Here is a 15,607-nt window from a genome sequence, read left to right as displayed (position 1 = left end):
GGCACCCTCGTCGCCAACGTCAACGGGAACGGCATCTACCGACCCGGCAACTCCGACGGCACCGTCGGCACGCTCAACGTCGACAACAGCGCGACCAGCTCCATCAGCAGCGCTCGGCTCGAAGTCGACCTCTTCGACCAGAACGTCAACGACGTCCTCGCCTTCGGCGACAACCTCTTCGCCAACGACCTGGACATCGCGGTCGACTTGGCCGGCGGCTTCCTGCCCAACCCGGGCGACGACTTCACCGTCCTCACCAGCGGTGGCAGCTTGACCGCGAGCTCGCCCGACGCGTTCGAGGTTGCCGGCCTGCCGGGCCTGCTCTTCACGACGCTGGTCACCAGCAGCGATCTGATCCTGACCGCCGACAACGCCATCGACGGCGACTTCAACTACGACGGCACCGTTGACCTCGCTGACTTCGGCATCCTCCGCGCCGGCTTCGGATCGGGCGACGAGTACGTCCTGGGCGACGCCAACCAGGACGGCACCGTCGACCTCGCCGACTTCGGCATCCTCCGCGCCAACTTCGGCAGCAGCGTCACCCCCAGCGACCTGGCCATGATGGACGCCTGGGCCCTGACCGCCGTGCCCGAGCCGACCGTCGCGCTGGGCCTGGCCGGCCTTGGCGGACTGATGCTCCGCCGACGTCGCGCCTGATCACGACGTCCCGTCCCCCGCTGTGGGGAGAGACTGCCGCGGCGGTCGGACCCATCGGTCCGGCCGCCGCTTTTCATGGAGCTCGTACCCTCCAGCATGAGCCGCTACGACGACATCGCTCAGATGATCGACCACGCCGTCCTCAAGCCTGACGCCACCTCGGCCGACATGCTCGCCGGCTGCGATCTGGTCAAGGCCTACGGGTGCGCCAGCTGCTGCGTGATGCCCCACTTCGCCGCAGAGGCTGCCGAGCGACTCGCCGGCTCGTCGTCGGTGGCGTGCGTCGTCATCGGCTTCCCCCACGGCTCGTCCCGCACCGCCGCGAAGGTGACCGAGGCGACCGAAGCCGCGCGCGACGGGGCGAAGGAGCTCGACTTCGTCGTCAACGTCAGCCGCGCAAAGACCGGCGACTGGTCATTCGTCGCTGACGACATGCGCGCCGTCACCGAGGCCGGGCACGCAGAAGGTGCGAAAATCAAGGCAATCTTCGAGTGTTGCTACCTGACCGATGACGAGAAGCGTCGGCTCTGCCAGCTCTCTTCCGAGGCCGGCGTCGACTGGGTCAAGACCTCCACCGGCTTCGGCGTCCCGCCCGAAGGCGTCGCCGTCGGTGCGACCGACGAGGACCTTCGCCTCATGCGCGCCGCCTGCCCGCCAGCCGTCCAGGTCAAGGCCAGCGGGGGCGTGCGGACGCTGGAGCGCGCGGAGCTGGTCCGCTCAATCGGTTGCAGCCGCATCGGCACCAGCTCGACCAGCGCGATTCTCGATCCGCTTCGCCAGCAGCTCGACCTCCCGCCGATCCAGGTCGAGACCAGCAGCGACGTCCGCTACTGAGCCGCGCAGCTCAACACGGCGACCTGAGATCTGCTAGGTTTCAGGCTTTTCGCACGATCAGCCGATGACCGAAGCCGCCACGCCCGCACGCCGACCCGACGTCGACCTCACCGCCGCCGCTCTGCTCGTCCTGGCGGCGCTCGGGGTTTTGGGTGCGATGTACCTGCTCAAGGGCGTGCTGGTGCCGTTCGTGCTGGCGATCTTCATCGCGCTGATGCTCAACCCGCTGGTCGACTACCAGGTCCGCCGGCTCCGCTGGCCAAGGCCTGTCGCGGTCTCCGTCACCTTCGCTGCGGGCCTCGTCGCGCTGGCGGCGGCCTTGCTGGCGGTGCTGCCAATTGCGACCCGCGCGGTCTCGGCGATCGCGGAATATGAAGATCCTCTGGGAAAAACGACCGTTTATGTCCTCGATCGCCTGCCCGTCGAGCTCGACGACGCCACCCGCGCCGACCTCATCGCCGAGATCACCGTCTACGGCGGACCCGAGGGCTTCCGCGCGCTGCTCCCGTTCGTCGGCAGCGCCGGCAGCGGGATGCTGACGCTCGTCTCCAACGCAGGCCTGGTCGGCGTCTTCCTGCTCTTCCTGCTGCTGGGCCGGGGCGACAAGCCCGTCCCGGCCGACAGCGTGCGCGGCCAAATCGAGCGTCGCATCCAGGCCTACCTCTCTGTCACCTTCGTCGTCAGCCTCGCGACGGGCTTCCTCACCGGCCTAACGCTTTGGCTGCTAGGCGTTAAGCTCGCCTGGCTCTTTGGGCTGCTCGCGTTCGCACTCAACTTCATCCCGACCGTCGGCTCGGCCGTGGCGACGCTGCTGCCGGTGCCGATGATCCTCTTCGGCCAAGACCTCTCGACCGCCGCGATCGTCGCGGCACTGATCATCCCAGCCGTCATCCAGTTCGTCCTCGGTAACATCGTGGCCCCCAAGATGTTGGGCGATCGGCTGCAGCTCTCACCCGTGGCCGTCATGCTCGCGCTGCTGCTGCTGGGGGCGATCTGGGGGATCGTCGGCATGATCCTCGCCACGCCGATGCTCGCGGTCTTCAAGATCGCGATCGACCGACTGTCCCCGTCTAACCCGTTGCTGGGCAAAGTTTCCATCTCTCTATCGAGCGACAGCTGACACTGCCGAGGCACCGCGTGCCCGCCTATCCCGCCGCGCCCGCCGTGTTTAACAGGCAGTCAACAGCACCCCGCCAACCTGTCGCCCTAACACCGCTTCGCCCAGCCACGACGTCTTGTCGCGCCCGGCCGATTCGCGCGGGCCGGCAACGCCCAGCGCGGTAGAACCCGCCACCCCTCGGCAACCACCACGGGTTGTGGTTCGGCATGTGCTGATCCACGCCATCCGCGATGCATGTTGCCCGCGGGAGCCGACACCCCGACCGACGCCATGCCTCGCGCCCGACCAGCCTCAACCCGACGAACCGGCCGACTCGCGGCCACAGAGGCTATTGCAGATCAACAGGTTGCATCGGCGGAGCGACACACGCACCGCATTGAGGTCGAAACCGGCGACGAGCCCGTCCACGTCACCGTCGGCCAACCCGCGCAGCAGACGTCGCACACCACCACGCCCGGCGGCTTCTCGAAGTTCTTTAACCGTGTGATCGACAACGGCTTGTGGGCCACGCTCACCGATCCTGCGCGCACCGTCTACCTGCCCTTGGTGCGCCTCGCCGACAGCCGTCCGCCCCACCGTTCGAAAGTCGGCGTGGCGAGCCTCATTCGCATGACGGGCCTCAGCCGATCCAGCGTCAAACGCGGCCTCAAAGCCCTTCAAGAGCAACGACTTATCACCGTCGTCAGCCAAGGCGGCGTCGGCGCCGACGGCAAGAACCGGCCCAACGTCTACGAGCTGCTCGTGCCCGAGCCACGCGACCCCGAGGGGGTCCAGCCCAGAACCCCCTCCCGGTCCAAGGGTGAGCGGGCATCCGGTTCACGCCAGGCCCGACTGGCGGTCCAGGAGAAGGCTGGGCCGGGGTTCCCGGCGGAACCACATCTGAGAGACATCTCCAAGACCAATACCCCAAGATCAGGGGTGGGCGGGGGCTTGGGAGCTCCACGCACCCCAGATGCAGACCCAGAGTCGCAACGACTCGCCGAGATGCTCAACCGATGGGGCTTCGAGCCCGCCGAGGCGATCGAGCTGCTTGCCGAGTCGGGTGCCGCCGCCACAAGCCGGGCGATGGACGATGCGCGTCAACTCGACGCTGGCGGCAAGCTTCGCTGCGCGACCGGGTTCATCCGATGGCGTCTGCGCGAGGAGGCGAAGACCCCGAACGACGCCCCGCCGCGCGACGGCGGCCGCGGGGACAACGTGTCGGACGCGACGCTCAACGCCTCATCGCGGCAAGCTGGGCGAAGTGCGGGAGCCGCCGAGATTGTTTCGGACTCGGCCACGCCGCCAAAACCCCTCGCCGGCGACCAACTCCCACCGCGCGGCGACCGCACAAACACCGAGGCGGACCCAAGTCTGACCGCCTTCGACCAGCTCCCCGCCGACGTCGTCGACTGGGCCGCCGCGCGCGTCGCCGAGCTGCACGCCGACCGCCCCGCGATGCTCCGCCTCCTGACGAGCAAGCCCCCCGCCGCTTCGCCGCTAATGCGCGCCGAGATCGCCAAGCTGCTCGCCGGCGATCGAGGCAGTGGCCGCGTGCCGTGAATGCGGCGTGCGCTATGCCAAGGCCCGCGGCGAGCAACAAAACGCGCTATCAACTAGATCGAGGCAACGGGGCACACCAACTTATTACTGGGAGCTATCAATAAGTAGAACATGAAAGCAAATGAGCTGAATAATATCGAAGACTACGAATGCTGTCGCTTTACTATTTTTGTCTTCGCAGGTAAAGCGGGTCACCGGTTTCTTGCATCCAATTGTAAAGTTGGTTTCGATGCACGTGAAGCATTTCTCGTAGCTTGGAATCTGCTACGAGGTTGCGTTGTTCGAGCGGGTCGAGGTGCAAGTCGTAGAACTGTTCGATGTCCGGCACGCGATCGCCCATGCCGGCCTCGTCGAGGACAGAGGCGGTCGGGCCGTCGTCGCATTGCCATGGCCAGTCTTTGAGCTGCTCGGGAGAATCGGGGAACAAGCGGACGAACTTGTAGCGCGCCGAACGAACGCAGCGCTGACGCGCGGGTCCGCTATGCTCGTTCATCTCGCCGAAGATCCACTGACGGGGCGGAGCGTTGTCGTTGAGCAGTGCGTGCAGGTCGAAGCCATGGTGGCCGGCCGGGGGCGTCGTCTGGGCAACGCGGCAGAGCGTCGGGTAAAGGTCGATGTGGCTGACGAGCGTGTCGGCGACGCGCCCACCGGCGAAGCCGGAGTCGCTGGGTCCCCGAAGCAGAAGCATCACGCCCAGCCCGCCGTCGCTGAGGGTTGCCTTGCACATCGGCAGTGGCAGGCCGTGGTCGGTCGTGACCACCACAAGCGTCTCGTCGCGGAGCCCGCGTCGATCGATGGTCTCGAGGATGCGTCCGACGTTGCGGTCGAAGATGGCCGCTGCTTCCCTGAAATTGGCCCAGTCCTGTCGAATCTCAGGCAGGTCGGGCAACATCGGCGGCGGGCGGACATAGCGCGCGTCGGCCGGTGGATGACGACGCTTCGTGAAGGCGTGGTTCGGGTCGTCAAAGTTTCGATGCGTCTCGAAGTAACCGACATCCAGAAAGAACGGCCGATCGTGACGCTGCTCCAGGAAATCGACGGCCGCATCGGTGACGCGCGGCTCGTGGTAAATGCCCTCGTCGTCGTGGTTGAGGAGCACGTCGTAGCCGATCTCGCGCGGGTGAATCGTCCCCGGGTGAGCCACGTGTTGGAAGCCTGCTAAAGCGCTTGTGTACCCAGCGCGGGACAACGTCGGGGCGAGGTGACGCCGGTAGTCGGTGAGTTTCCAACCGCGGTGCGCCAGTCCCAGCATTCCACACTCGTGCGGGTACTGCCCGGTCAGCAAGGCTGCGCGGCTCGGCGAGCAGGTGGGTGAGGCGGCAAAGGCATTGCGGAACAACACGCCATCTTCGGCCAGCGACTGCAGCGCCGGGGTCGGGACGTCGTAGCCGTAGGGCTGGATGAAACGCCCGGTGTCGTGAGAGTGGAGGTAGACGATGTTCACTGAACGGAGTTGGAGTCTGATGACGTTGCGTCGTTGCGGCGCGGCTGCTCGCGGTAGCGCGTGATGGCCGCTTCGAGGGACGCGAAGCGATCGTTGATCGTGGTGGCATGTCGTTCGTCGGGCTCTTGCGTGAGGTCGAAGCCGCGTCGCTCGCCGTTGCCGTAGTCGATCAGCTTGAGCGGCCCCTGCTTGGCCATGACGATCCAGACGCCCTCCGGCAGACCCTCGGCCCGGCCGTTGCCGGCGGGTGCGCGGAACTCGCTCAGCACCAGCCGCTGTGCATCGCCGTCGTCACTCAGCAGCGGCACCAGTGACCGCCCCGACCACGGCTCGTCCCCCACCTCCCCCAGGTCCGGCCCGTCCAAACCGGCAAGATCGCACAGCGTCGGGAAGAGGTCGAGGTGCGACGTGTTCGATCGAACCACGTGATTTTCCGGGATTCCAGGCCCCTGCAGGATCATCGGGATGCGGACACTCTGCTCGTAGAAGATGTGCTTCTGCCACAGGCCGTGCTCGCCTGCCATCTCGCCGTGGTCGGCGGTGAACTGGATGATGAACTGGTCGCGCAGGCCCAGCTCGTCGAGGCACGCGAGCACCTGTCCGACCTGCCCATCCAGCCATTCGACCAGACCCCAGTACGCCGCGCGGGCGCGTCGGATGTGTTCGGGCGTGATGTGGTCCGGCACGTCGTTGGCGGCCTTGTTCTGGAGGAACGTCGGCAAGTCGTCGGGCAAGTCCGAATGTGTCGGCGGCGGCAGGACGTCCATATAGTACTCGAACAAGTCCGGCGGGCAGACGAACGGGCAATGCGGTGTTTTGTAGCTCGTCTCGAACAGCAGCGGCCGATCGCCCTGGTAGACCTCATCAATGAAGGACGGCGTGAAATAGTCGATCAGGTTCTCGATCGACTCGCGTGTGACGGACCGGTCCAGGCGAATATTGCCAGTGTCGCCCGGGCCGGCGTTCTGGAGCATCCAGGCGTTGTACCCGCCCGCCGCTTCGTATCGGATCGGCCGGTGCGGATTCCCGCCGGTGACGTCGCGCGCAACCTCGTAGCTGTCGAGGTGCTGATGCCCGAGCATCTGCATGTCGCCGAACGGGCGGTACATCCAGCCGTGCATCTGCTCCTGGCCGTGGAAGTGCATCTTGCCGACGCAGGTCGTCTGGTAGCCGCGCTGGGCAAAATGGAGCGGGTACGTGTGCGTCCCGGCCGGCAGCGTGTCTTCGAAATGGGGCGTGCCCAGATCCGTCGGCATGCGGCCGGTCAGCATGCTCAGACGACCCGGGATACAGATCGGGCACGCCGCGTAGTGGTTGTCAAAGCGCGTGCCCGCCGCGGCGAGGGCGTCGAGGTTCGGCGTCCGGGCGTGCGGATCGCCGGCGTAGCCAAGGACGTGCGGTGAGAGCTGATCAGCGCAAATCTTCAGGACATGTGGATTGGCGCGCATTTGCGCACTGTGCGACAGCGACGATCGGGATGCAAGTGCATGAAAGCGGCTCTGGCAACACGTCAGTCGCCGTCAATTTTGGTTCTGATTGGTGAGGATGTGTGATTTTGGATTGCGTTTCGGCGGGTTTCCGGTAGGCTGCGCTGAGTGCCAGCGTCAGGGACCAAACCATCTGCGTCTGATGCGCAGGCGTCGCCAGCGGACGGCGAGCGACGCGTGAAGCTACACGTCCGCCGGCAGATTGCCTCTGGCGACTGGCTCACGGGCGACCGCTTGCCGTCGCAATCACACATCGCCAGGCACCTGGGCGTGTCGCGGCACTCCGTGCGTCGTGCTCTTGGTGACCTGGAGCGCGATGGCACCCTCGAAGGAGCCAAGTACTCCAGCCGTCGCGTTGCTGGCGTCGCGCGATCGACAACGCCCGTGCCTTTGTCGGCGTCGGCAGCGGCGACAGAGCCCGGCAACGCGAACCGGCTGATCGCGCGATCGATCGTGCACCTGTGCTCGCGAGATGTGTACCGCGAGTCTCACTTGCTCGACAGCGGCTTCCTCATCGACGCCGATCTCATGCTGCAGCGGGTGCTGCGTGATCGGAACGTGAACTCGCTGTGCATGCCGCTCTCGGCGATGGACGAGCTCTCGGCAACGGAGCTGGCGGCGTCGAGGCCGCGCGGGCTTGTCCTGACGCCCAACGCGCCAACGCCGCCATTCGTCGACAAGCTAGTGCGCGACGCATTGAGCGTGGGTGTCCGTGTCGTCACGTCCTTGACGGAAGGCGTGCCGGACGCGTGCGTCACGGTCTGTCCCGACCATGAGGCCGGCGGCAGGATGATCGTGGACGAGCTGGCGCGTCGCGGCTGCCGGTCGGTTCAGCGGCTTTGGACACACACGACGTACGACGTGCGGGCCTGGTGCCACCGGCGAGACGCAGGCGTGAGTGAACGTGCTACCGGGCTCGGTCTTGAGCTGCCTCCGGCGATCGACGCATTCGCCTTTCCGACCAGGCCGATGGTTGATGGGGATCGGCGGCCTTACGAGTCTGGCGTTCGCCTATTGATCGGCGCGATCTTCAAGATGGTGCGGGGCGGGACGCTGCCTGATGCCTTCGTTTGCAGCTCGGACTACGCGGCCATGGTGCTCGACCAGGCACTGGCGGAATTGGGCGTCCCCACCGAGCAACGGCCGCTGCTAGCGGGTTACGACAACACGTGGCGTTCGCTTGTGCGACTCGGCTGGGGCCAACGGCCGCCGGCAATCACGGTGGAGAAAAACAACCATGAGCAGGGCCAGCAGCTTGCGTTGGTCGTGCTCGACCCGGAGGCGGGCTCGAAGCTGATCGAGCCGACGCTCGTCCTGCCCGAAAACGACCCACAGCCGCTGAAGTGAGTACCTGACCACGCGAGCGGCGCACCAAACACCATGACTCTGCTGCATCGTCTGACGCTGGCCACTCTCACGTTCGTTGTTTTGCTGACTTCACAGGTCGGCGGCGCGCTGTTCCTCGATTGGCGTGTCGAAGACAACTTCAACCGGCTCGACATCGACGGCATCGAGGAAGACGTGGCGATTGCCGGTTTCTCCGTGCCGGGCGGGCTTTTCTTCAGCCATGAATCGGCAGGCGTGAAGCTGCGCGGGCTGGACGACGCGTCGCAGTCGGGTGCCAGGCTCGTTGCCATTCCCGTCCACAGTCGCGCCGGCATGCCTGACGAGACGGGCCACCCGCACGTCAGCCGACCCGTCCGCCTCTACCGGCTGCGAACAGTCGAAGAGCGCTCGACGCCGCTCTCGCGATTCGAGGCGACCGGCGACGGCGTTTTCGAAGGATTCGTTGATCTTCCCGAGACGTTTGGCGTGTACGTCTTGGCGATCGAACGAGCCGACGGCTCACGTCGATGGCTGTCGTCGATCGCCCACGTGGTGGAGCCGACCGCACCGGCAGGCGATGTGCCCCACGGGATGGCGATGGCCAGCTTCCTTGGCCACCCGCGGACGCTGAACCCGGATCGCGTTGACGAGCACGTCGAGATCTTTCGCCGCCTCGGGATTCGCTTCGTTCGCCTCGGCATCCGCTGGGTCGACGTCGAGCGTCGTCAAGGCCAGCGCGATTGGGACAAGTATGACCGTGCGTTCGAGGCGTACAAGCGAGCGGGCATCGACGTCGTCGTCACGACGTACGTCCACCCGCACTGGACGCTCCCATTCGGCACGCCGACGCCGTCGGCACGAAGCGCGAAGAAGCCCGATTCGGTGGCCCACCCCGACTTCGACGCGGAGTACGAAGCCTTCATCGCCGAGATGGTTCGTCGCTACCGCCACCCCGGCGGGCCGGGTGGTCTGTGGGGCGTGGAGGTCTGGAACGAGCCGTGGGAAGGCGGGAGCATCTCCATGTACAACGCCGACATGCTCCGCTATCGGGAGCTGTGCCTCGCGACCGAGCGGGCGGTCGACAGCGTCGACCCGACGATCCACGTCCTGGGTTCAGGTTCGACCATGAACACGGAAGACAAGTTCCTCTCGGATGGCGACACGTCGGCGGTGCGGGTGTTCGACTATCTCACCGACCACTACACAACGCTTCAGAATGGCTACAACGGAATGTTGTCCGAGAAGCTTGGCATTCCGTTCGGCTACACCGAAGACTGGGGTGCCACAAGCGAGGCGCTGAATCACCAGGCCCATTTCCAGAAGCTCTCGTTCGGCGCGGCGTTCACGTCGCCCTGGGACGGGCACAAGCTGATGGTGAACCACGGGAGCACGCAAGATGAGTTGCTCGCGCCTCGCGCACCGACTGCCGCGACCGCCGCCTGGAACGCGATCGTCGCCGACCGCTCGTTCAAGCGGATCGTCTTTCACGATCACCTGCCGTTTCTCTACCAGTTCGGCGAGGACGATGACGCCGTCTTCGTGCTCGTGGGCAAGCTTTTTCCTTACCGCACAGCCAACGACAAAGACCTGATGTGGCAGCAGGCCATCGGCTTTTCGGCACCGGATGGCACCTTGCGTCTCGCCGCTGACGGTCTCGAAGTGCGCGACATCGTCGGGAACGTGGTGGCTTCTGATGGCGAGGTGGAGCTTCCGCTGAGCTACGAAGCGACGTTCCTGAAGTCGTCGCGCGGGGCCGACGCAGTCATCAAGGCGGTGCGTGAGGCGACGATCGAAGGGATGACGCCCGTGCAACTCACGCCACTGACGGTGACGCCCAGAGACGACGGGTGGTGGCTGCCGGTGGAGATCCACAACGTGCTCAACCGCCCTGTCGCAGGCAGCGTCACCGTCGTGCGGGTGACCGACGGCGAAGTGCTGCTGGAAGAGCCCTCGATCCACATCGACGCGGGGCATTCGGGTCGCATCGACGTGCCGATGCCCGACTTTGCGGGCGAGTCGGTGCCCGTGCGGGTGGTGTTCGAATCCGACGCGGGCCGAGGCGTGCGCGAGGAGCTCGTGCAACCGACGCTGATTGCCCGCGCGGCACGTGGTGACGACCCGACCCGGGACGCCTTCCGCATCGACGTCGTCGAGATGCCGGAGCGCGCAGGCGTCATCACATCGATGGACGCCGCGTGGCTGCCCTTCCTCGAGACGGAGCAGCGTGACGGCGAGGAGGCGCTTCGCCGCGGCTGGCTCAAGATGGCGTGGGACGAGGATCACCTGCACGTCCACGCGGCCGTCGACGACGAGTCGCTGGACCGTCGGCCGCGGTTGAGCGAGCGCGACGACGAAGACTACTTCCATGGAAGCGGTAGCAGCGACGTGCTCGACCGATACGCCGAGTTCGAGCAGAAGGTTGGCCGCGGCGAATCGATCGACTGGTCTCGCGCGAGCTACGTGTATCGCCGCGATCCACGGCACACACTGGCTTGGGTCGGTGATGTGTTGCAGGTTGGCATCGACCTCGATGTGGCGAGCGATCGTCACATCGCCACGCACGATCTGGCCTATCCGGCCGTCCTGCCCCCGAACTACGTCGGTGTGCCGGATACGGACATCGAGCTGTGCCTGTATCCGACGCAGGACGGTCAAAGTGAGCTGTGGCGAGCCGGTGACGCGAACACGCCACGGATCCACTTCTTCCCGCGTCAGCCACTCGGTCAGCATCGTCCCGGGCCGGTCACGTCCGCGACGCATGACGTGCAGCACGAAGACGGCAAAACACACTTTCGCATGTCGATCCCATGGTCAGTCCTTGGCCTCGACGCCCCACCCGTTGCAGGCTCGGACATCGGCGTGACCTTTGCTCTGCACGGAGAGGATCAGCCGAGCCTCCACTTCGGGCATCAGCAAGCGATCGTGCAAACCAGCGGGCTGTCGCTCCGCCCGTTCTGGGGCGATGACACGTTGTCGGCAGCCGTTCGGTGGCGACTGTTGGACGCGCAACCCTGATCGGCTCCGATCCAACCCGAACATCATGGATGCTCCGATGCCCCCAGCTGACGCACCACCTGCAGTCGTCGAGGCGGTGGAACCGCGGCGTTTGCTCAGCGGCGACACGATCCCTGGCATTAACGCCGTCTTCCCAGCGACTGCTTTCATGCACGTCGATCCCTCGGCCCGGTTGATCGACGTCACCAAGCTGAGTCAGATCGACGCCATAGACGGCCCGGATGCGACGCCGAACGACAGCCACGACGACGACTCTCGTGCCTTCGTCGCCGCCCTCGACTTCATCAAGGCGCAGCAAGTTGCAGACGCGGGCACCGAGAACAGTCCGACGCGAAGCCCGGACACGTCGTACGTGCTCTACGTGCCCGAGGGCGTGTTCCACGTCGAGGACACCATCGAGTACTCCGGCGCGCCATACGACTTCTGGGTCCAGATGCGGATCATCGGGCAAAGCCGTGACGGCAGCATCATCCGCCTCAAAGACGACCAAGCTGGGTTCGGTGCGAGCACGCGCAAGGCCGTTATCGACTTCTCCCAGCGAACGGGCGACGACCCTGATGCCCGTGGTCTGAATAACTGGCCGGCGCAGAACGTCCTTCGACACCTCACCGTCGACGTCGGCGACGACAATCCGGGAGCGGTGGGCGTCGACTTCTTCGGTGCCAACAACGCCGAGATTCACGACGTCTCCATCATCTCGGGCGATGGCCAGGGCGAGATCGGCTTGCACCTGCCGATCGGAATCGCCAGCGGCTACTTCCACGACGTCACGATCGACGGCTTTGATCGCGGCGTTCTGATGCACCCATACCACTTCGCCGATCCGGCGATCGAGAACATCACGCTCCGCAACCAGAACGACGTCGGCATCCGTGTGGTCAACTCCACACCGAGTATCCGAAATCTGTACAGCGACAACAGCGTTCCTGCCCTCGACCTCACCGACGGCGGCGCGCACGTCGTGCTGATCGACTCGAAGCTCGTCGGCGGCGCGAGCGATGTCCCCGCCATCCGTCTGGACGACACCGGCACGGACCGCGAGGCAGAACCCGTCGCGTTCCAGGATCGCGGCGGGCCTAGCAGCGGGATCGAAGTGGGCCACCTCTTCGCTCGTGACGTCCGCGTCGATGGCTACGCGTCGGCCGTGGAGAAGGATGGTGTGGTCGCCGTCGAAGGCACGTTCATCGACGAATACGTGTCCGATGCCTCGATCGGCTTCGATGCGGATCAGCGCGTCCGCTCAATGCATCTGCCGGTGAAGGCGACGCCACAGAAACTCTGGACCAGCGTCATGAGCCAGTGGTCCAGTCCGAACGACTTCGGCGCAGTCGGCGATGGCGTGACCGACGACACCGCTGCTGTGCAAGCGGCGTTCAGCGATCCCGCCACGCGCATCGTCTTTTTCCCATCTGCCCAGTACCGCATCACGTCGACTATCGACATCCCGGCGCATGTCGATCGCGTGCACGGCATGTTCACGAGTCTGTCGGGAAGGCCGGGCGGCTCGTACTTCAAGGTCGCCCAGAACGAGGCAACGCCGCTCGTCATCGACGACTTCTACTCGGTTGTCAACGCGCGCATGGTCGACCACGCAGAGCCAAGGACGCTCGTGCTCGACACGATTCGCTCGACCAATCTCTACAGCAACACCGACGACGCGCCGCAACGCGGCGATCTCTTCGTCAACAACGTCAACGCCTACGGCAAGACCGAGGCGTCGCGGGCGGTGGACCAGAACGTCTACGCACGTTTCATCAACACGGAATACAAGGGCGGTGCCAACTTTCTCGTCGGTGATGGTGGGGTCATGTGGGTGCTGGGCTACAAGGTTGAAGGCGGCACGATCAACTTCGACGTCGAGGCCGGTGGAGCCCTCGAGGTGCTCGGTGGCACCGCCAACCAGTTCGGCCAATCCACTTTCGACGATGGGGCGAGCCAGGACATCGTCGTCACTAGCAACGACGGGAACCTCTCCGTCATCCTCAACAGCAACGGCCCCAACAGCGGCAACTTCCTCGGCTTCGAAACCGTCCTTGTCGACAATCAGAACGGCAACACCAGCACGGTCCTTCACAGCGACCTGCCCGACCGCCAAGGCCGGCTCAACGAATGGCTCATACCGCTCTACGTCAGCTACGACCTCGACGACCTTCCCGCGGCTTCTGCGGAGCTGGCCCATTACCCGTTTGACGGCAACCTGACATCATCCACCGCACCGGACGCCGTCGGCAACAACGGCTACGCGGCGGGCAAGTTCGTTCACGCCGCCGCCTTCACAAGCGGCGAGGCTGTCGACTTGCCGAGCGAGATCGTCGAGCAGATGTCGTCGGCTGAGGGTTCGGTCTCGCTTTGGGTCAAGACGCAGCAATCGTCGATCGGCATGATCCTGCACGCGACCGAGACCGGCGGCAACGGTTTCGGGGGGCAAAAGGAAATGCACTTGCACACCGACGGCGACGACATCGGCTTCTTCCTCGAAGGCAGTGGCCTTGGTGACCGCAAGCTCGCTGGCAGCGACGACGATGGCGACGTCACCGACGGCCAATGGCACCACGTCGCTGCCACCTGGGCCGCGTCGGGTCAGGTGCGCCTCTACGTCGATGGCGTGCTGCGGGCCGCAAAGCAACACAACGGCAACCTGTTCGGCTTCGAGGGCGGCATGAAGCTCGGGAAGCCGACAAGTAGCACACGCCACTTCGACGGCAGCATCGACGACTTACGCCTCTTCGACCGCGCACTGTCTTCGTCGGAAATCTCCGACCTTTACAGCAAAGTACCGATCATCGCCGACACCACGACCAGCGGTGGGACGACACCCGGCTCTTTCGTGGTCGGCGGACCAAGAGTGCTGCGGTCCCTTTTCGCAGTAGACGACGAATCAACGACCGGCTTTGGGAAATGATGTCGGGGAGGCTGCAGCCGACGTTGCATAGACGACCACTTGACGACCTCAAGCGATGGCAGCCGAGGCGAGTTCGTTCTGCTTCTCTGCCATCTGGTCGCGGAGGCGGGCGATGATGGACGAGTGCATCTGGCTCACGCGCGATTCGGAGAGATCGAGCGTCGCGCCGATCTCCTTCATCGTCATCTCTTCGAAGTAGTAGAGCGTGACGATCAGTCGCTCGGCCCGGCTGAGGCCCTTATCCATGAGCTGCTTCAGGTCCTTGCGCTGCATCTCGCGGACCGGGTCGCTGGTGCGGCGGTCCTCCAGAACGTCGACCTCGCGGACGTCCTTGTTGGAGTCCGTCTCGTACCACTTGCGGTTCAAGCTGACCAGGCCCGTGGCCTGGGCGTCCTTGAAGATCTTCTCGAACTCCTCCATGTCCACCTCAAGCTCGGCGGCGAGCTCTTCGGCGGTGGCTTGTCGGCCGAGCTGAACCTCGAGGGCCTTCTGCGCGGTGTCGAGCTTGTGCGCGCGGCTGCGGACGAGGCGCGGGACCCAGTCCATGCTGCGCAGCTCGTCGAGCATCGCCCCCTGAATGCGGCGGGCGCAGTAGGTTTCGAACTTGATGTTGCGTTCGAAGTCGAACAGGTCGATCGCGTCCATCAGGCCGAAGATGCCGACGCTGATGAGGTCTTCGATGTCGACCTCGTTGGGGAGCTTGGCGTAGACGCGGTCGGCGTTGAAGCGGACTAGGTGGAGGTAGGCCTCCATCAGGATGTTCCGGCAGGCTTCGGTGCCGTTGTTCTTGTAGTCGATCCACACGCCGACCAGGTCGGTGCGATCGGTGCGGACGTTGATGCCCTTGGCCAGCGTGTCGGCCAGCGGCATGAGTTCCTCGGCGAGGCGTTTTTGCTCGGCCGTGGGAATGGCGCGGAGGTTTCGCGCGCGGCCACGTTCATCGCGTGCGGGTCGATCAGGATCGACGGGCGCTCGGCGGGCTCGGCCGCGGGGTGCGGGTTTGTCGGCAACGTCCTCAGAAGCCTGAGACGCGGGGGCGGAGAGGGTCGACGGCATGGTGGCTCCCATTCCGTTGGGACGGTGCGATGCTGCCCACTCCGGGCGGCGACACCGAGAAACGTTGCCCGCGACCACAGAGGGTCCCGGCGGCAGTGCCGATCGTGCGACGCGTCATCCCGGCGACGTGCGACCGACCCGCGGATCCGTCCGCGGCAACGACAGTGTACCGGCAGCAGCCGCGATGCAAACCCTTGAAGGGCACAAAAGCAAACTTCCTG

Annotated in this window: 10 protein-coding genes; 7 read left to right on the top strand and 3 right to left on the bottom strand. The window is 65.3% G+C overall.

The features are described from left to right. From AAGI46_08770 to AAGI46_08755, 4 genes are all read left to right on the top strand, one after another. Positions 1–660 (top strand): PEP-CTERM sorting domain-containing protein (locus tag AAGI46_08770; GenBank protein MEM1012301.1); only part of this gene is annotated, 660 nt, incomplete at its 5' end. Between the two features lie 96 nt (positions 661–756). After that, positions 757–1,494, top strand: coding sequence for a deoxyribose-phosphate aldolase (gene deoC / locus AAGI46_08765; GenBank protein MEM1012300.1), 738 nt, complete (start codon positions 757–759; stop codon positions 1,492–1,494). Positions 1,495–1,558: 64 nt separating this feature from the next. After that, positions 1,559–2,614, top strand: a complete 1,056-nt coding sequence (locus tag AAGI46_08760) for an AI-2E family transporter (protein MEM1012299.1) — start codon at positions 1,559–1,561, stop codon at positions 2,612–2,614. Positions 2,615–2,884: 270 nt separating this feature from the next. Further along, positions 2,885–4,156 carry a hypothetical protein gene (locus AAGI46_08755; protein MEM1012298.1) on the top strand — a complete coding sequence of 424 codons (1,272 nt, stop codon included), beginning with the start codon at positions 2,885–2,887 and terminating at the stop codon, positions 4,154–4,156. A gap of 163 nt (positions 4,157–4,319) precedes the next feature. Here AAGI46_08755 and AAGI46_08750 read toward each other — a convergent pair whose 3' ends face one another. Next, a complete protein-coding gene (locus tag AAGI46_08750) occupies positions 4,320–5,600 on the bottom strand; it encodes a sulfatase (protein ID MEM1012297.1) in 1,281 nt (426 codons plus the stop codon). After that, positions 5,597–7,048: a sulfatase-like hydrolase/transferase gene (locus tag AAGI46_08745; protein MEM1012296.1), complete on the bottom strand. Its 1,452-nt coding sequence runs from the start codon at positions 7,046–7,048 to the stop codon at positions 5,597–5,599. The genes AAGI46_08750 and AAGI46_08745 overlap by 4 nt, the downstream gene beginning before the upstream one ends. Positions 7,049–7,264: 216 nt before the next feature. Here AAGI46_08745 and AAGI46_08740 point away from each other — a divergent pair, with 216 nt between their 5' ends. The 3 genes from AAGI46_08740 to AAGI46_08730 are packed head-to-tail and all read left to right on the top strand — an operon-like array spanning position 7,265 to position 14,330. Continuing rightward, positions 7,265–8,434, top strand: coding sequence for a GntR family transcriptional regulator (locus tag AAGI46_08740; GenBank protein ID MEM1012295.1), 1,170 nt, complete (start codon positions 7,265–7,267; stop codon positions 8,432–8,434). A gap of 33 nt (positions 8,435–8,467) precedes the next feature. Then, on the top strand, positions 8,468–11,428 hold the full coding sequence (locus AAGI46_08735) for a hypothetical protein (GenBank protein MEM1012294.1): 2,961 nt from the start codon (positions 8,468–8,470) through the stop codon (positions 11,426–11,428). Positions 11,429–11,465: 37 nt separating this feature from the next. After that, positions 11,466–14,330: a LamG-like jellyroll fold domain-containing protein gene (locus AAGI46_08730; GenBank protein MEM1012293.1), complete on the top strand. Its 2,865-nt coding sequence runs from the start codon at positions 11,466–11,468 to the stop codon at positions 14,328–14,330. Positions 14,331–14,378: 48 nt separating this feature from the next. On the opposite strand, the gene AAGI46_08725 is transcribed toward AAGI46_08730, so the two are convergent. Then, on the bottom strand, positions 14,379–15,386 hold the full coding sequence (locus AAGI46_08725; protein MEM1012292.1) for a FliA/WhiG family RNA polymerase sigma factor: 1,008 nt from the start codon (positions 15,384–15,386) through the stop codon (positions 14,379–14,381). Positions 15,387–15,607: the final 221 nt, after the last annotated feature.

This window comes from Planctomycetota bacterium, from assembly GCA_038746835.1.
Lineage (GTDB): Bacteria > Planctomycetota > Phycisphaerae > Tepidisphaerales > Tepidisphaeraceae > JBCDKH01.
Note: the sequence above shows the minus strand (reverse complement) of the source record. Positions and strands in the feature narration are given on the sequence as shown.